The sequence below is a fragment of the Pseudovibrio sp. Ad46 genome (genome assembly GCF_001623065.1).
Taxonomy (GTDB): Bacteria; Pseudomonadota; Alphaproteobacteria; order Rhizobiales; family Stappiaceae; genus Pseudovibrio.
Window position 1 is genome coordinate 196,462 of the sequence record NZ_LMCG01000080.1, and the last position, 16,753, is coordinate 213,214.

The following is a 16,753-nucleotide window of genomic DNA, read 5'->3' on the forward strand; positions in this document are numbered from 1 at the left end:
GCGCAAGCTCTAGAGTATCAGGCTGGTGCTGTTGCACCCTCAATCACTTTGTCCGCAGCCTTGCCGGAAAGTTCGGCAAGGTGATCAAAGTTACGAGAGAACGTCGCCACACCAGCTGTTGCAGAGCGCAGCTCTACAATAAGGTCGCTGAGTTCGCTCTCAGGGATCATGGCTTCCACTTCATCCCAGCCATCCCAGTTATCGCGGGCATCAAACCCAAGGATTTGTCCACGGCGACCGGAAACAATCGCATTGATACGAGCTGTGGTATCTGACGGACAGGCCACAACAACCTTATCAACGGGCTCAAGAAGAACTGGCTTACATTCCTTCAAACCATCTTTCATGGCCAGAATACCTGCCATGCGGAAAGCCTGATCGGAGCTGTCAACGGAGTGATAGGAGCCATCCTTCAGCGTCACAGCCACATCCACGACCGGGAAGCCTAGAGGCCCTTTTTCAAGAGCTTCTTTCACACCATCCCCGACAGATGGAATGTACTGCTTAGGCACCACGCCACCAGTAATCGTGTCGTTGAAGCTGTGCCCTTCACCGCGTGGCATAGGCTGAATAGCCAGCACCACATCGCCAAACTGACCGTGGCCACCACTTTGCTTTTTATGGCGTCCGCGCAGCTCAGTCGTGCCGCGAATGGTTTCCTTATATGGAATACGAGGTTCAAAGCTCTTCACAGACAACCCATAGCGTCCGGTCAGTTTTTCAAGAGCAACACGCAGATGCATTTCGCCCTGCCCCTCCAGTACGGTCTCACCCGTGCTCTGGACTTGGGTAATGCTCAGGGATGGGTCTTCATCCACCAACTTGGACAGCGCAGTAGAGAGTCTGACTTCATCCTTCCGTTCTGTCGCCGTAATCCCCTTGGAAAGAACTGCATCCGGAGTATCAACGACAAACAGACTTTGCGAAGGCTTGGCACCAACACCAAGGGTCATGCCGGTTTCAATATTATCCAGCTTGCCAAGAGCCACCAGATCACCAGCAACAGCCTCTGTAATCTTCTTCGGCTGCAAACCCTGCATCTGGAACAGACCAGATGGGCGATACTCTTCCCCATGTCTGTCGTAAAGAAGCGCACCTTCCTTCACAGACCCACCAAACAGACGAGCAACAGAGAGCTTGCCGCCATGTGAAGTGTGGTAGGTTTTCAGCACCTGAAGAATGGCATCATCTTCCTTGAGCCCCAGACGCTTGCGGGTTTCAACAATACCTGGAGCATCATGGCGCAAAGCCTTCAGCAAGCGGCGGATGCCATTGCCTTTGATCGCGCTGCCAATAAACACAGGGCAGATTTCGCCGCGCTGCATTTCCTGCACAAGATCATCAAAAATGACCTCACTCTCAGGAGCTTCGTCTTCTAAAAGTTGCTCCATGAGAACATCATCGTGATCTGCCAGCATTTCCATCATGGCATAGCGCGCTTCCACCTCACGGGCACGCTCATCATCTGGAATCTCGATGGTCTTACTTGGCTTGCCTTCCTGGTAGACAAAGGCCCGCTCCAGCGCCAGATCAATAAAGCCTGTCGCAGTGCCGTCCTCCCAGATCGGGATCTGGCGCAACACCATTGGAAGGCTCGAAGCTGGCTGCAACGCCTGAAGCATCGCGCGCACACTACCTGTTGCCTTGTCTATTTTGTTCAGGAAGAGAACATGCGGGATGTTCCGCTGTTCGAGTGATTTGAGAATGAGTTGAAGAGCTGCTGTCTTCTTTTCATCTGGCTCAGCAACCACAACGGCAATATCTACTCCGTTTAAGACACTGTTGCCTTCGTGAAGAAATTCTACGGATCCGGGGCAGTCGATAAATGTGAAGTGATCGCCCTTATAGGTGCAGGTGGCAATGTTCGCCTCAACGCTCATGCTGTGATCACGCGCTTCGTCACTGCTGTCACCCAGTGAGCTTTTCGCGTCAACACTTCCCTGTCGCCCAATAGCCCCCGTTCGTGCGAGAAGAGCTTCCAGCAGTGTGGTCTTGCCACTTGCGAAAGGTCCAATTATGGCAACCGAACGAGGGCTGCGAACCCTGCCTCCGGCAACTCCGACATGCTTGTCTCCCATGATCCATACTCCCTGTTTGGGTTTGGGAAGCAGACACGGGCGTTTGCGCCATGGCGGCGCAAAATCACACGCGCCTTCCAGAGTATTATAAGACTCTGGATAAGTATCGTCACTCGGAAACACAGTGATATGCAAGCGCCAAAACAACAGCGGACTGAAGCGTGACAGTCCGCCGCACAATATGAACCGGCGCTATTTATAAAGATCAAAGGGTTAGGATTCACAATCCCCCTAAGAATTAAAGGATCACTGCTTGGTCAGCCGCAGCCCTGTGACACCAGCTGTAATGTTCGCTCCAGTCTGGCCTTGCAGGCTTAAAGGCTGCAAAGCGATAGAGCGATTCAGGCCACCCAGCAGGACATTCGCCTGCACGCCAGCACCCAACGTGACACCGGCAGACACACCGCCGTAATTCCCGGCAAGAGAACCCGGCTTCAGGTTAGCCTTCGGCGCAACAACCCCCCAAACCAACGTTCCGGATGTGACGGGTCCGATGTCGATACCATAGCTGTTGATGGTGCCGGTATATCCTTCGATACGCTTTCCGCTCGGCGATTTGAAAACACAGGACAGTTCATGAGAGGAGCCAACAATGAAGTTGGTCCCGGCAACCAGATCACAGGTCAAAGATCCAACTTCAACACCAGGGCGATCCTTTTGGGGTTCTGCAGGAGGAGGTGCAGGCGTGTCTGCAGAATAGGCGGAAGTGCTGAGACCAAGAGCGGCAACAGCAGCAAAAGCAAGGCATTTCTTCATTATTGTTCTCCAGTGCTCAGGCTCTACGACCTTTTCACAATGGGAAACCAAAGCGTACGGACTGTCAAAGCCTTGCTACGATCACAGTGAATGCTCCGCTTAGTTCCAGCGTTATTTTTACCTAGTGATATGCGTTAGAAATTGTGATTAGGATTTTCACCATAAACGCATAACAGACCGACCTGCCCTGTCCGTCACCTCACCGGGTTAACCCTAAGCATCCCTTAAGCCGCTCAAAGTCACCTACGAGAAGCCCTGCATGCAGAAGGACTTACGGAAAAATTATCGATAAACCCTACATCCTCAGAAGGTTTCATAAAGCTGTATACCAATTATTAACCATAGATATTAAGCCTAACGATTTGACCCATTCTGGGACACTTTAGAACAATGTTTTAAATAAAACACGAGAGTCTCCACTCAGAAATTGAGTACGGAGAATCAGCAATGCGCTCAAATTTGAAGACACTTTTGTTTGGCATAACCGGTGCAATAGCCATTGCAACTCTTCCAGCGATCGCGCAGGCAAATCCCATCAATGCCCGCATTACAACTGCTTTCGGGGCACTCGAAGGCAAGATGTTGGGCCTGTTGTCAGGAACAGCTGCTTTCGGGCAGGGGCCAGGCTTTGCATCACAATTTGATGCGACCGCAGGCGGGACCAAGGATTATGGCTTTTATGCTGGCACAGGCCGCATGGGCTTCCGCACGCAGGACTACAACTACTTCGGTGTTGTTGGCTCTGCAGCGCAAATCAACGGTGGAGCCGGTTCCTTCGGCTACGTAGGTGCAGAAGCACAGGTTCACTTTGAAAACCTGTCTGTTGACGGACTGATCGGCGTTCAGATGATCGACGATACAGGCTCTGTCATGGGTGGTGCAACCGCATCTTACTATGCCAGCGAAAACGCACGCTTTTACGCGGGTTACCGCTATCTGCGCGACAGCCATATCTACGCAATGGGTATGGAGTTCAAGCCAGGGACTGAAACCGCCAACGGCATGACGATGTTCGCAGACCTGCGCTCTGAGAAGCTCGAAAACGCTTCTATCATGGCAGGCGTCCGCTTCTCCTTCGCCGATGCACAGACATTGGTTGAGGAAAGCCGCGGCACATTCGTCAACAACAGCTACATTCTGGATGCTCTCCTCCCGGACTAAGCATCCAAAAGCGTATCCCCGAAAAGTGGATTCCGGTTTTCGGATAAGGATACGCACAAACAAAGCACCAAAGTTTTCTTTGGTGCCGCGAAACACCTAAAACAAAAAAGGCGCTGCGTGATGCAGCGCCTTTTTGTATCTGTCGCTTAAAACTGGATGCCTGAGATCTCCCAGGCATTCGTTTCAGAAAATCGCTTACTTCAGGTTTCCGCAGAAACGCTGAATACGAGTACAAGCCTCAGTCAGAGCTTCAGTGGAAGTCGCATAGGAAACGCGGAAGTTTGGACCCAGACCGAACGCGGAACCCGGAACAACAGCAACACCTTCAGTTTCCAGAAGCTCACCTGCAAAGTCCAGATCAGTCTCGATCACCTTGCCAGATGGCGCAGTCTTGCCAATGGTGCCTGCGCAAGATGGGAATACGTAAAACGCACCCTCTGGAACCGGACACTCAAGACCGGAAGACTGGTTCAACATAGACACAACCAGATCACGACGATCCTGGAAGACCTTGTTGTTGACTGGAATGAAATCCTGTGTCCCATTCAGCGCTTCAACCGCAGCTGCCTGAGAAATGGAGCATGGGTTGGAAGTGGACTGAGACTGAACCTTCGCCATCGCCTTGATCAGATCAGCAGGACCACCCGCATAACCAATACGCCAGCCGGTCATGGAATACGCTTTGGAAACGCCATTCACGGTCAAAGTGCGATCATAAAGCTGAGGTTCGATCTGCGCAGGTGTGGTGAACTCAAAGTCATCATAGACAAGGTGCTCATACATGTCGTCAGACATCACCCAAACATGCGGATGCTTCAGCAGAACGTCGGTCAGAGCTTTCAGCTCATCGCGGGTGTAGCCAGCACCAGACGGATTGGATGGTGAGTTGAAGATCAACCATTTGGTTTTAGGCGTAATCGCCGCTTCCAGCGCTTCGGGCGTGATCTTGAAAGTCTTCTGATCCGCCTCAACAACCACAGGCTCACCACCAGCCAGCAGCACCATGTCAGGGTAAGACACCCAGTACGGTGTAGGGATGAGAACTTCATCGCCTGGATTGATGGTTGCGATCAATGCATTGTAGAGCACCTGCTTGCCGCCGGTTCCGACAGTAATCTGGTTTGGCTCATACTTCAGGCCATTGTCACGCAGGAACTTAGCGCTGATTGCCTGTTTCAGCTCAGGAGTGCCATCAACCGCTGTGTATTTTGTTTTGCCTTCATTAATAGCTGCAACTGCAGCAGCTTTAATGTTGTCTGGCGTATCAAAATCTGGTTCACCAGCACCAAGGCCGATAACGTCGCGGCCTGCGGCTTTCAGTTCGCGTGCCTTCGTGGTCACTGCAATCGTTGCAGATGGTTTCACACGAGACAGCGAGTCAGCGATAAAGCCCATAATGCCCTCCAATAGAAGCGGGTACGTTCTTCGCAAAATAAGTGCGGGCAGACCCTAAGGTGCAGACCAAAGCTTGGCAAGCGCAAACACGCCAGTTTTTCCGCTCAAATTTCGCCAAAGACTGCAGATTTTTTCAAATATTACTCCCCAGATATAATCAGAGGTTCTGTGACGCTGCGTCTCTTGTATTTCCAAAGGAACAAAGCTAAGCAGCCTCTGAAGCTAAAGACCTGACGATTTAGCTGGTCCCATCAGAAATGAGAGCCCGAATTCCGTGAAAAGCCTGCTGCGAAAACTACTCGAAAATCAGTTCATTCGCTTCGGAATGGTTGGCGGCTCCGGTCTTGTGGTCGATCTGGTCGCCCTCGCCTTTTTCTGGCAAGTGGTCGGCCTTGATCCCCTCATTGCGCGAATCCTTTCCATCTGGATTGCCATGACCAACAACTGGTTCTGGAATCGCATCTTCACCTTCCGCTCTGAAGGCAGTCCTTTTGGGGAGTATGTGAGATTCGTTTTGGTCAACAGCGTGGGGGCCGTCATCAACTACAGCACCTATGGCGCACTGATCACCCTGATCGACGGCTTCTCCACCTATCTGGCCGTCATCCTCGCCACACTGGTGTCCATGACTTTCAACTTCGTGCTTTCAAAAATCTACGCATTCAAAAACTAAGCGCAGTTATTTCAGGAAAAATCGGCTCTTTTTGGATGTGCCGACAGGGTAAGAAACACCCCTGCCAGCACAAAGCACTCAGGTCCGCCAGCACCTAGAAATTCTGGGAGATTTGATTGTATTTTCGCCCTTACATCAAATGCTACTCGTAGGTGCAGCGCACAAACAACCCCTACCCCTGCGGTATGTACTGTTTTTTTTAACCATAACGATATCAAGTATTCCGCTCAGTAGAACTACATAGGATAAGTTGCGGGCGCGCACTAACCTCCATTTAACCAATTCCCTTTTCTTTTCTACCGCTTAAATCGCCTATTACTCTCAGCGGCGCCATACTGTCACTTAGCGCGATTGGACTGCAGGCAGCTGTTCCATAAGTTCCACTTGCAGAATAATTCCGAACAGGAGTAACGTTCTGTTACAGCAATAAGCGGGGACGAACGATGGCCGTAGAACTAGCACTATCTGCAGAAACTGTTCGCTTGATCGTACAGAAAGCGCGCGCTGTTTCCGAAAGCCTGCCAGACACTTACGAGGACGGGCACGAAGGTGACCTCTCCTTCGATACGGAAAAGCTGGAAAACGTTCACCACCATGACGGACTTGCAGAAGAAGAGCATGATGACTTTTCTGAGTCTGAACTGAGAGAGATTATCGACGACCTCAACATCGACGAAGCGACAGAACTGGTCGCCATCGCATGGATAGGTCGCGGTGATTATGACCAGAACGACCTGGACATTGCCTTCTCTGAAGCACGCGAACGATCCACGTCTCCGGTCTCAACGTACCTTTTGGGCCTTCCCCTCTTGCCTGATTATCTCGAGGCTGGTCTCGAAGCTCTGAATCTATAAGAAAATATGGGCAATAGCAGTTTTGCAATTGAGCGATCTGCTTAAGCTCAACCTGTGGTATCTCGAACACACCAAAATCCAGTAATATATACTTTCTGTATTCGATGTAATCCGCGTCTATTGGCCCCTACTCAGGAAAACAACTGACCAGGGCCGCAGGGGAGCACAATGAGAACCTCGCCAGTTGACTACCATCGTAAAGAGCACGTCAGCCACGCCCAATCACCATGGCCTGTTGCGGCAACAGTCATCGCCGCTTTCGTTGGCATAATGATCATGGTCTTGTTTGTCTTTTAGAGCGTAATCCTAAAAGACAAATGCCAGCACACGCAGCACGAGTGAAAACAAACGCTACGTTTCTGACACCGTCAAGAAGCTCAAAATCGCCTTGAGAGAAATTCAACGGAAGCGCTGACAGACCGCTTGCAGCACCTATTCGCTTGCAGTACAGCTGCGGGATGACTAGGGCATCTGCAAACATACTTCTTCTCATGGCCGGCCTCATATGGGGCATGGCCTTTGTCGCGCAATCAACTGCAATGGAAAGTCTTGGACCCCTGCAGTTTTCTGGCCTGCGATTTCTCCTCGCCACCTTGGTGATTTTGCCGTTCGCGCTACGCGAACGCCGCGTTCACAACACCAAAAAACTTGGCAAGGCCCACCTTCCTGCGCTGTTGATGGTTTGTGTTGCCTTCACTCTGGGCACTGTCCTGCAACAGTATGGCATCGTGATAACATCCGTCACCAACGCCGGTTTTCTAACCGCGATCTACGTTGTGCTGACGCCAATCCTTGTCACACTGTTCTTTAAAGGAAGGCCAAACTTCCTCGTGTGGCCTGCAAGTCTGTTCACCCTCCTCGGCATTTACCTGCTCGGTGGTGGTTTGACAGCTTTGAACGGCGGCGACTTGCTCATGCTCTTGTGCGCAGTTTTCTGGGCTTTGCAAGTGATCTTCGTTGGACGCCTCGCAACCTCCTCTGGCCGCCCGATCACGGTTGCCGTCATCCAGTTCGCCTTCCTCGGTGTGGTGTGTGTGGTAGCCTCACTCTTCTTCGAGACCTACTCCGTGCAAGCGCTTCAGGATGCGTGGTTCGAGATCTTCTTCGCAGGCGCATTGTCCGGAGGCGTGGCCTTCACCTTCCAGGCATTTGGTCAGCAGTGGACCACACCGTCCGATGCAGCCATCATGCTGTCATCAGAAGCCCTCTTCGCCGCTCTGGCTGCAGCCGTCATTCTGGGCGAACGCATCGCACCAATCGGATTGGTCGGCTGCGCCCTCATCTTCAGCGGTATCCTGCTTGTTGAAGTCGGACCTCACTACCTCAAATCCCGACGAAGCATGGCGCAGGCCGAATAGAGCTTAAAAAAACATCATTACAAAACACAAAAGGCAGCCAACCGGCTGCCTTTTTTCTATCTAACTTCCACGCAAGCTCTACACGCTCACTTGCCTTCAAGCCGATCCAAAATCTGGGAGATCTTGGTACCCATCCGGCCACCTGGCACCACAGAACGAGCCCCCTCCAAGTCCTCGGCACTGTCTTCGCCAACCTTGATGATCATCGCCATACCAAAACGGCCATGAATACCGCAGGTCACACCATAAATTCCCGGTGTATCAAAGGTAACATTCCGATCAGGAGACATCTTGCTGAACTTGAACTTCGGTCCACCATCCGGCGTCATCTTCTTGATCGAAATAACCGTATGGTTCCCATCAAAATTATCAAACTTCACAGTAGCGCCCAGCGGCACCTCAAGCAGATCAGGCTCAAAGCGGAACATATGAGAAGGTGTGTTCGCACTGGCATCAGTCACCTGATTAACGGAATACGTCTTGCCCTCCCCAGCAAGAGCACCACCCGCCATCAATACACTCACAAGAAGGGTTGAGAGAATTCTTTTCATCGAGAAACGTCCACCTGCAATTCGGAATTATTATCAACAATGCGTCCGTAAATGGCAGTCTGCATTGATCTAACGCAGCCTCCTAAGCAAAAACTATCTATGGCTTATGCTCTTTCCTTAAGCAGCCTTCAGCAATCGACATCCGGTTGTGGTTTGTGCACCATTCAAAGATTGGACAGGGTCAGAAGCACCTGCAATACTTTCGCTTAGCTCTCTTCTACCGTTTTTCAAGGCCACCTATTCCAAGGCCTGATCTGCTTTTTTCTGTAATAAATTTAAGGCTTCTGACCATGCAGCTTAAGGAACGAACTCGCCTCATCTCCCGCAAGGCATTCTTCGATCCTGTTGAACGAGCGCTGGTCGCAATCAGTCCCTGTGGTCATTGGATCGCCTTCCTGGCACCAGTCAACGGCGTATACAATCTGTGGCTCGCCAGTACTGAAGACCCACAATCTGCCCGCCCCCTCACAAACTTTGAAGACCGCCACATCGGTTTCACAATCCACTGGACTTACGACAGCCGTCACATCTTGATTTCGCGAGACAAAGTTGGTGACGAAACCTTCTGTATCCTGAGCGTCCCCATTGATGGCACAGATCCCAGATATCTAACACCAACACACGGTGTAAGAGCCTACCTGCAAGAGGTATCGAGAAAACACCCGGACGAAATCCTGATTGCTCACAATGAAAGGTCAGCAAAGTACTTCGACCTGTACAAAGTTTCCCTCACTACCGGGCACAGCCAGCTCATTGAGCAAAATGACCAGTTCTCAGGTTTCGTGACCGACAGCGATTTTAACGTCCGCCTTGTCCGCCGCTACACCGATGACGGCGAGGTTGAATTTCTCCATCGACCTGACGGCAAAGAATGGCAGCGTTACACCCTCATCCCGTTTGAAGACAGTTTGACCACCAAACCCATTGAATTCAGTGAGGATGGGCAAACTTTGTTCTGGATCGATAGTCGTGAACGAGACAAGGCCGCCGCCGTAGCAGAAGATTTCCAGACACGAACCTCCACGGTGCTTGCAGACGACCCACAGGCAGACATCAGCGACCTGTTACTCCACCCGCACACCCATTATCCCATAGCAGCCACAGCAACATTTGCTCGCAGCAATTGGACTGCCATAGATCCACAATTTGAGTCAGTTCTCGCATCATTCAAGAAGCAGTTCTCGGGGGATATAGAGGTCAACAGCCTCTCAGAAGATGCTGAGAAGTTCATTCTTACGCATGTGCAGGACAGCGTGCCTTTAGAGTTCTACTGCTACGACAGATCAGCTGAAAAAAGCACCTTCCTGTTTTCCTGCCAACCGGAGCTCGCAAAACGACCATTGACCAGCATGTCTCCCATAGAGATAAAAGCAAGGGATGGCCTCAATCTGGTCTGCTATCTGTCACAGCCACCTAATGCAGAAAAGCCCTGCCCTATGGTGCTACTCGTGCATGGTGGGCCATGGTGGAGAGATTTTTGGGGGTTGAGCCCGACACACCAATGGTTGGCAAACCGAGGCTATGCAGTTCTATCCGTCAACTTCAGAGGCTCTACCGGCTTTGGCAAGGCATTCGTAAACGCCTCAAACAAAGAATGGGGCGGCAAAATGCAAACCGACCTTCTGGACGCAGTGGATTGGGCCATTGAAGAAGGCATCGCCGACCCGGACCGCATCGCTATCATGGGCGGCAGCTATGGCGGCTTCGCAGCGCTCACCGGCGTGACCCAAACCCCGAAGAAGTTCGCATGCGGGATTGATTTGCTTGGAATCTCAAACCTGCTCAGCTTTCTCGATGCGCTCCCCGAATATACGAAGTCAGGGAAATCCATCCTCAAGACGAGGCTGGGAGATTTCACAACTGAAGAAGGTTGCGCCTTCCTGAAGGAGCGCTCACCCCTCACCCATGTCGGGAAGATCGAAAAACCGTTGCTGATCGTTCAGGGTGGCAAAGACGTACGCGTCAAGCCACCAGAGTCAGAGCAAATTGTCTCCGCCATGCAAGACCACGGCATCCCAGTCACCTACGGCCTTTTCCCGGACGAAGGCCACGGCATTCAGAAAATGCACAACCGTCGGGCCTATCATGCCATGGTAGAACTGTTTCTCGCCAAACATCTGGGCGGCCAGCAGGAGGCAATCGGAACCGACCTGGAAGGCTCATCCCTCCAGATCCTCGCAGGTCGTGATCTCATCGACGGCCTGTAACCGTCGCTCATAATCCGCTACTTCAGCGCCTCAGCGACAGCACCGGTAAGGCTGGTGGCGACTGGGGCGCCTGTGGTGACGAGGCGGTCGTGGGAGTACATGCCGGTTGAAACCAGAACAGCAGAAGCTCCAAGACCGTTGGCCGCATCAAAATCATCAATGCTGTCACCAATCACGCAGACGCTGGCTGGTTCCACTCCCAGCTCATCAAAATGCGCTTTGAGTGCATCGATTTTGAAATGCTTCTTCAAATCCCGCGCGCCATCAACGCGGGTAAAATGCTCGTAGATACCATTGTGCCGAACAAGTGAGACCAACTCCTCATGGGGAGCCATGGACAAGATTGACTGGCTCTTACCAGCCCCGCTTATGGTCTCCAGAGCATGAAACGCATCAGGTGCCAGTGGCAAATCATACATCGCAGGCTCGTAGACTTTGCTGAAGTCACTGTAGAAGCTGGCAAGCTCGCTTTCAGTAGCAGCACGCCCCATCAGCGACTTGATGTAATCCGCAAAAGGACGGGTATGATGCTGGCGAACATCCTCAAACGTCACACCACTCAATCCAGCCTTTGCAAAATAATCGATGCCATATTGCGCAGTGATTTCGAAATCATCCAGTAGGGTACCGTTCCAGTCCCAAACAATGTGCTTTGTCATGAAACGCCAATCACCTACTTCAAATTCCACTATAGCGGATCAAATGCGACTGCTATCAGCACACACTCAGACCGTTGCAGAGGATTATACGATTTATCCAAAGCAGGCCAGTGCGAAAGAACACGGCTCATAACCGGTCAATCTGTAGGTGTCACCATTACGCGTTTCCCAAAAAACCTGGCGCACTATTTTTCAAGGTGAGCTCTAAGGAACCAAGCCATTTTCTCGTGTTTGATGATGAGGTCTTCCATTAAACTAACACTCCCCACATCATGCTCGAATTCTTCAACATTATCGTGACTGGTTCGCAGCTCCCGAATAATGGACTCATGATCAGCCAACAAACCAGCAATCATACCCATTTGGTCTGGAAGAGCCCCTTCGGAAGGCATTTCTTTAAGCCGTGTATGCTCATGACAATCATGCAGAGATCTCAAAGCAATGCAATCCAGCGCCCGGACACGCTCAGCAATATCATCAACAAAATCAACAAGCGCATGATATTGCTCATCGAGCAGTTCATGGAGACTAATGAAGTTGGGGCCTTTGAGATTCCAGTGACAGCTCCACGTTTTCATCAGCAACACAAACTCATCCGCGAGCAGATTGTTCAAATGCTTCGCAGTCTGTTCCCGTGCTTGTTTTGAAAGTCCAATTGACGTTGGGGCCATGTGTTTTTTCCTCACAATTACATCGGCCTTTTTGAAAGGCGAGCGTAAGGTAAGCGAAGGCCTTTAGGTAACGTTTAGCTCTAACGCTAAAATCTTGCGTAGATTGGAGCAACACTGGCAGCATAAAACGAATGCTCGCCGAACCAAAGTTCAACGAGCATCAATTAAGTCTGCCCTAGTTCTTCTTACGATGGGTCCGCGTGCCTGGTCGCCCGCCTGAACTGCGGCCTGACGAAGTCCGGCGCGGTTTCTTCTCACCGGTTGCACCAGCTGGCGTCGGCAGGTCTGTTCCCGGCCCCATCTCACCCAGCCGTGGCTTATGCACCTTGCTGCCAGCATCAGCTTTATCCGCCTCTGCCTTTGGCAAATTACCGGCAGCCCCATACTTCTTCTTCCCGCCAAACCCACCGGTTTGCTGCTCAACAGAAGTTTGCCGTGCCATGGGGTCATCGGCAATTGCAAGCTCGGTCTCTTGCAGGCGTTTGATCTCATCACGCAACCGCGCCGCGATCTCAAAATCAAGATCAGCTGCAGCTTCGCGCATTTTCTTCTCAAGGTCCTCAATATGGCCTTTGAGGTTGTGACCAATGGTGGCCCCTTCCTCGGCAAAGCCAGCATCGACAGAAACATGATCCTGCTCGTAAACGCTCTCCATGATATCGCCGATAGAGCGCTTCACACTCTCCGGCGTAATGCCATGCTCTTCGTTGTATTCTTCCTGCTTCGCCCGGCGACGGTTGGTCTCCGCAATAGCCCGCTCCATAGAGCCAGTCATTCTGTCAGCGTAAAGAATAACCTTACCATCCACATTACGCGCAGCACGACCGATGGTCTGGATCAGCGAGGTTTCAGAACGCAGGAACCCTTCTTTATCAGCATCCAGAATAGCCACCAAAGCACATTCAGGAATGTCCAGCCCCTCACGCAACAGGTTGATCCCGATCAGGACATCAAACGCTCCAAGGCGCAAATCACGCAGAATCTCAATCCGCTCCAGCGTATCAATATCAGAGTGCATGTACCGCACCCGCACACCATTTTCGTGCAGATACTCGGTCAGATCCTCCGCCATGCGCTTGGTCAGTGTTGTCACCAGCGTACGGAAGCCCTTGGCCGCCTTCTCCCGCACTTCGCCCAGCAGATCATCCACCTGCGTCTTGGCAGGCCGGATTTCAATATCAGGATCAGTCAGACCAGTCGGGCGGATAACCTGCTCCGCAAACACGCCGCCGCTCTCATCCATCTCCCAGTTGCCCGGCGTGGCTGAAACCGCAACCGTCTGGGGTCGCATCGCGTCCCACTCTTCAAACCGCAAAGGCCGGTTGTCCATACAGGACGGCAAGCGGAAGCCATACTCCGCCAGCGTCGCCTTACGCCTAAAGTCACCTCGGTACATCGCGCCAATCTGCGGCACAGTCACATGGCTCTCATCAATAAACACAAGCGCATTGTCAGGCAGGTATTCAAACAGCGTTGGCGGTGGTTCACCTGGTGCACGGCCAGTCAGATATCGGGAGTAGTTCTCAATGCCCGCACAGGCACCCGTCGCCTCCATCATCTCCAGATCAAACGTACAGCGCTGATCCAGCCGCTGCGCTTCCAGCAAACGGCCATGGTCATTCAGCTCCTGAAGGCGTTGCTTGAGTTCTGCCTTGATAGATTTGGTGGCCTGGTTCAGCGTCGGCTTCGGCGTCACATAGTGTGAATTCGCATAGATCTTCACCAGCTGAAGCTCACCGGACTTCTTACCTGTCAGAGGATCAAACTCGGTGATGCTTTCAATCTCATCGCCCCAAAGGGAAATACGCCAGGCCCGGTCTTCATAGTGCGCCGGGAACACTTCAATCGTATCCCCCCGCACGCGGAACGTCCCACGCTGGAAAGCTGCATCATTGCGCTTATATTGCAGCGCAACCAGATCGGCGAGCAGCTGGCGTTGCTCAATCTTCTCACCAACCTCCAGCTGGAAGGTCATGGCCGTATAAGTCTCAACCGAACCAATACCGTAGATACAGGAGACCGACGCCACGATGATCACATCATCACGCTCCAGCAGCGAGCGGGTTGCCGAGTGGCGCATCCGGTCAATCTGCTCATTGACGGAGCTTTCTTTCTCAATGAACGTATCCGTCCGCGCCACATAGGCTTCGGGCTGATAGTAGTCATAGTAGGAAACGAAATACTCAACCGCATTGTTCGGGAAGAAGCTTTTGAATTCCCCATAGAGCTGCGCTGCCAACGTCTTGTTGGGCGCAAGGATCAGCGCCGGACGCTGTGTCTGCGCAATCAGCTGCGCCATGGTAAAGGTCTTACCAGACCCAGTAACACCCAGCAGAACCTGCGTATTATCACCATCCGCAAGACCGGCCTTCAAATCCGCAATCGCAGTCGGCTGGTCCCCTTTAGGCTCAAACTCGGATTCCAGCACAATCGGAACCCCACCCTCAGACTTTGACGGACGCTCCGGTCGGTGCGGAACCCAGGCATCCTCTCCAGATTCATCCGAACGCCCCTGCTCAATCAGCCGTGCCAGCGCCTGAACAGTCGCTGTCGCTCCGGTGATCGTATCTTCCTTGGCCTTCTTCTTCTTTTTCTTCGTCTCTTTGACGTGACTATCAAGAAGCTTCTCAGCATCTTCCAGCGAAATATCCAGCCCCGCGACCGGGTTCAGACCACCCTTAGCCCGCTCACGCGGATCACTCGTGGCCCCCATGGACGTGCCCCGCGCAGACTTGGCAGGTGCTTTCTTCGCCTTGGCAGCAGGCTTTTTCGCAGCTGGCTTCGCTGCAGCTTTCTTCTTCGGGGCAACCTTTTCTTCACTCGGCTGCTCTGCTTCCTTATGAGCCTTCAGACCGGAAAGATCTTCATCAGCAATCTGGTCCGCCCAGTCAGAAACGGAACCTGACAACGGACTGCCGGAAAGTGCAGGCTGCGGAGCTTCCCCAAAGCCAGAGGAGGACCCCTCAGCTTCAGGTAGTGAAGAAGAAGAACTGGAAGATTTTGTAGGGCGCTTAGTCATGGGTGCACTATGCCGTGAGTCATTTGGAAAAGAAAGTATGTTCTTAGTTCGTTCCATCACTCTCGCCTATTCATCCTCTTAATTTCTCAGCAAAGCGTTTCATCGAAAAGTGGGAACCCGCTCCCTACGACACGCGATAAGCAAACAGCTTTAGTTTTAAAAGAACCCGTTGCCTTCTCTTAACCAGACTGACCGCATTGAATTGAGTGATGCCTGAGGTTGCCGCAGACTGCGCCACAACAGCCAGAGCGTGTTCCACTCAACAAAACTAGTGAGGAAATCACTCTGACATCAGCTTGACGCTCATCTCTCATACCGAGCAGGAATAACAAGAATGAAAAACGTACATTTCGGACTTGGTACAGTCACCTTCATTGCCACAGCTCTTTTCCTGACCACAGCTTCCCAGGCCGCTCCCCCAAAAAACGTAAAGGGCGAAGTGCTCGTTCCGCTCAACTACATCATTGGCTTAAAGGAAGACGGTTCATCAGACCCGGCTGTGACAGAGGCCTGCGAGAAAAAGTACGAATTCGGTATGGGCAAGGAGATCTTCGTCGAATACCAGATCAGCCCAACCCAAAACAGAGCAATCGCTCTGGTGGAAGACACCGAAGTCCGCCTCACACCTCTTGGTATACCGGAGACTTACTCCTTCACTTCAGACAAGATGCCTGATGTACTCAAAAGCAAAGGCTTTCTGAGGGTCATCTATACGATGGAAGACGACTTCGACGATGAAGTGGTGCACATCATCGCGGCAGGAGACCAACCAACAGACAAATGCTTTTTGAGCACTGAAGCCTTCAAGCTGAGACAGTAAGGCAAATGCCTTTCCCAGCAATCGTCCTTCAGAACAGACCATTTCGCGAAAAAGCGGCAATGCTGTGCATTGCTGCTGCAGTCCACTTGGGCTCAGCTGGCATGGTAAATGCACGACTGGTCACAGAAGAACTCATGCTGCCCATCGCTCACTTTGGAACAGCAGTGAGTGCCGGTTCGGCTTCCTCAGACATGACCGACCATTGTCAGGAAATTTATGATGAGTTTCGTGGAACGGCAGTGTTCGTAGATTATGAAATCGACACCAGCTCAACCTACGCCTTTGCTGAAATAGCAGTTGCAGGGGAAGTCATCAAAATGACAGCCCACCCGATCAAAGCTCACTACAAATTCTTCAGCAACAAACTACCCGACCATCTCTCAAGCCTCGGGGCTCAAGCCGTGATCTTTCGGATCAACAACAAGTTCAAACAGCCATCCGTTGAAATCCGCTTCAGCAACAACAACCGCTACGAATGCCACCTCATCGCCTCATCCCCAAAATAAAAAAGGGCCAGAGATCACCATCCCCGGCCCCATAATTCCCAAAGA

15 protein-coding genes are annotated in these 16,753 nt (G+C 51.9%); 8 read left to right on the top strand and 7 right to left on the bottom strand.

The genetic code is table 11. The features are described 5' to 3' along the window. Positions 1-17: 17 nt before the first annotated feature. Both PsAD46_RS24215 and PsAD46_RS24220 read right to left on the bottom strand, forming a co-directional pair. Positions 18-2,078 carry an elongation factor G gene (locus PsAD46_RS24215; RefSeq protein ID WP_063293954.1) on the bottom strand — a complete coding sequence of 687 codons (2,061 nt, stop codon included), beginning with the start codon at positions 2,076-2,078 and terminating at the stop codon, positions 18-20. Positions 2,079-2,324: 246 nt separating this feature from the next. Beyond that, on the bottom strand, positions 2,325-2,834 hold the full coding sequence (locus tag PsAD46_RS24220) for a DUF992 domain-containing protein (RefSeq protein WP_057461132.1): 510 nt from the start codon (positions 2,832-2,834) through the stop codon (positions 2,325-2,327). Between the two features lie 447 nt (positions 2,835-3,281). Here PsAD46_RS24220 and PsAD46_RS24225 point away from each other — a divergent pair, with 447 nt between their 5' ends. Further along, positions 3,282-3,995 (top strand): hypothetical protein, encoded by a 714-nt coding sequence (locus PsAD46_RS24225; protein WP_063308040.1) that lies wholly within the window; start codon positions 3,282-3,284, stop codon positions 3,993-3,995. 195 nt (positions 3,996-4,190) lie between these two features. Here PsAD46_RS24225 and PsAD46_RS24230 read toward each other — a convergent pair whose 3' ends face one another. Continuing rightward, positions 4,191-5,390, bottom strand: coding sequence for a pyridoxal phosphate-dependent aminotransferase (locus tag PsAD46_RS24230; RefSeq protein ID WP_063308041.1), 1,200 nt, complete (start codon positions 5,388-5,390; stop codon positions 4,191-4,193). A 274-nt stretch (positions 5,391-5,664) separates the two neighbouring features. Between PsAD46_RS24230 and PsAD46_RS24235 the strand changes: the two genes are divergently transcribed. The 4 genes from PsAD46_RS24235 (at position 5,665) to PsAD46_RS24250 (ending at position 8,275) form a co-directional block, all read left to right on the top strand. Continuing rightward, the gene (locus PsAD46_RS24235; RefSeq protein ID WP_152986572.1) at positions 5,665-6,063 is read left to right on the top strand and encodes a GtrA family protein; all 399 of its coding nucleotides are present in this window, start codon (positions 5,665-5,667) and stop codon (positions 6,061-6,063) included. Between the two features lie 443 nt (positions 6,064-6,506). Then, positions 6,507-6,917: a DUF3775 domain-containing protein gene (locus PsAD46_RS24240; RefSeq protein WP_063293957.1), complete on the top strand. Its 411-nt coding sequence runs from the start codon at positions 6,507-6,509 to the stop codon at positions 6,915-6,917. 168 nt (positions 6,918-7,085) lie between these two features. Then, complete coding sequence (locus PsAD46_RS28775) at positions 7,086-7,214, top strand: hypothetical protein (protein WP_256387170.1); 129 nt, start codon at positions 7,086-7,088, stop codon at positions 7,212-7,214. A 194-nt stretch (positions 7,215-7,408) separates the two neighbouring features. Then, positions 7,409-8,275 (top strand): DMT family transporter, encoded by an 867-nt coding sequence (locus PsAD46_RS24250; RefSeq protein WP_063308042.1) that lies wholly within the window; start codon positions 7,409-7,411, stop codon positions 8,273-8,275. A gap of 86 nt (positions 8,276-8,361) precedes the next feature. Here the strand turns inward: PsAD46_RS24250 and PsAD46_RS24255 are convergent, their stop codons facing one another. Continuing rightward, on the bottom strand, positions 8,362-8,826 hold the full coding sequence (locus PsAD46_RS24255) for a plastocyanin/azurin family copper-binding protein (protein ID WP_208860173.1): 465 nt from the start codon (positions 8,824-8,826) through the stop codon (positions 8,362-8,364). A gap of 290 nt (positions 8,827-9,116) precedes the next feature. On the opposite strand from PsAD46_RS24255, the gene PsAD46_RS24260 reads away from it, so the two are divergent. Next, on the top strand, positions 9,117-11,033 hold the full coding sequence (locus tag PsAD46_RS24260; RefSeq protein ID WP_084404526.1) for a S9 family peptidase: 1,917 nt from the start codon (positions 9,117-9,119) through the stop codon (positions 11,031-11,033). 17 nt (positions 11,034-11,050) lie between these two features. On the opposite strand, the gene PsAD46_RS24265 is transcribed toward PsAD46_RS24260, so the two are convergent. The 3 genes from PsAD46_RS24265 to uvrB form a co-directional block, all read right to left on the bottom strand. Continuing rightward, positions 11,051-11,692 (bottom strand): HAD family hydrolase, encoded by a 642-nt coding sequence (locus PsAD46_RS24265; protein ID WP_063308043.1) that lies wholly within the window; start codon positions 11,690-11,692, stop codon positions 11,051-11,053. 185 nt (positions 11,693-11,877) lie between these two features. Further along, on the bottom strand, positions 11,878-12,363 hold the full coding sequence (locus PsAD46_RS24270) for a DNA starvation/stationary phase protection protein (protein WP_063302595.1): 486 nt from the start codon (positions 12,361-12,363) through the stop codon (positions 11,878-11,880). A 175-nt stretch (positions 12,364-12,538) separates the two neighbouring features. Then, the gene (gene uvrB / locus PsAD46_RS24275) at positions 12,539-15,382 is read right to left on the bottom strand and encodes an excinuclease ABC subunit UvrB (RefSeq protein ID WP_063308044.1); all 2,844 of its coding nucleotides are present in this window, start codon (positions 15,380-15,382) and stop codon (positions 12,539-12,541) included. Between the two features lie 334 nt (positions 15,383-15,716). Between uvrB and PsAD46_RS24280 the strand changes: the two genes are divergently transcribed. Together PsAD46_RS24280 and PsAD46_RS24285 are read left to right on the top strand one after the other, a co-directional pair. Continuing rightward, positions 15,717-16,202, top strand: coding sequence for a hypothetical protein (locus PsAD46_RS24280; RefSeq protein WP_057461141.1), 486 nt, complete (start codon positions 15,717-15,719; stop codon positions 16,200-16,202). A 5-nt stretch (positions 16,203-16,207) separates the two neighbouring features. After that, positions 16,208-16,708 (top strand): hypothetical protein, encoded by a 501-nt coding sequence (locus tag PsAD46_RS24285; protein WP_063308045.1) that lies wholly within the window; start codon positions 16,208-16,210, stop codon positions 16,706-16,708. Positions 16,709-16,753: the final 45 nt, after the last annotated feature.

Excerpts from the sequence above, each read along its gene's own strand:
- PsAD46_RS24215 (WP_063293954.1), bottom strand. The coding sequence starts at position 2,078 with ATGGGAGACAAGCATGTCGGAGTTGCCGGAGGCAGGGTTCGCAGCCCT.
- PsAD46_RS24220 (WP_057461132.1), bottom strand. The coding sequence starts at position 2,834 with ATGAAGAAATGCCTTGCTTTTGCTGCTGTTGCCGCTCTTGGTCTCAGC.
- PsAD46_RS24225 (WP_063308040.1), top strand. The coding sequence starts at position 3,282 with ATGCGCTCAAATTTGAAGACACTTTTGTTTGGCATAACCGGTGCAATA.
- PsAD46_RS24230 (WP_063308041.1), bottom strand. The coding sequence starts at position 5,390 with ATGGGCTTTATCGCTGACTCGCTGTCTCGTGTGAAACCATCTGCAACG.
- PsAD46_RS24240 (WP_063293957.1), top strand. The coding sequence starts at position 6,507 with ATGGCCGTAGAACTAGCACTATCTGCAGAAACTGTTCGCTTGATCGTA.
- PsAD46_RS28775 (WP_256387170.1), top strand. The coding sequence starts at position 7,086 with ATGAGAACCTCGCCAGTTGACTACCATCGTAAAGAGCACGTCAGCCAC.
- PsAD46_RS24250 (WP_063308042.1), top strand. The coding sequence starts at position 7,409 with ATGGCCGGCCTCATATGGGGCATGGCCTTTGTCGCGCAATCAACTGCA.
- PsAD46_RS24255 (WP_208860173.1), bottom strand. The coding sequence starts at position 8,826 with ATGAAAAGAATTCTCTCAACCCTTCTTGTGAGTGTATTGATGGCGGGT.
- PsAD46_RS24260 (WP_084404526.1), top strand. The coding sequence starts at position 9,117 with ATGCAGCTTAAGGAACGAACTCGCCTCATCTCCCGCAAGGCATTCTTC.
- PsAD46_RS24265 (WP_063308043.1), bottom strand. The coding sequence starts at position 11,692 with ATGACAAAGCACATTGTTTGGGACTGGAACGGTACCCTACTGGATGAT.
- PsAD46_RS24270 (WP_063302595.1), bottom strand. The coding sequence starts at position 12,363 with ATGGCCCCAACGTCAATTGGACTTTCAAAACAAGCACGGGAACAGACT.
- uvrB (WP_063308044.1), bottom strand. The coding sequence starts at position 15,382 with ATGACTAAGCGCCCTACAAAATCTTCCAGTTCTTCTTCTTCACTACCT.
- PsAD46_RS24280 (WP_057461141.1), top strand. The coding sequence starts at position 15,717 with ATGAAAAACGTACATTTCGGACTTGGTACAGTCACCTTCATTGCCACA.
- PsAD46_RS24285 (WP_063308045.1), top strand. The coding sequence starts at position 16,208 with ATGCCTTTCCCAGCAATCGTCCTTCAGAACAGACCATTTCGCGAAAAA.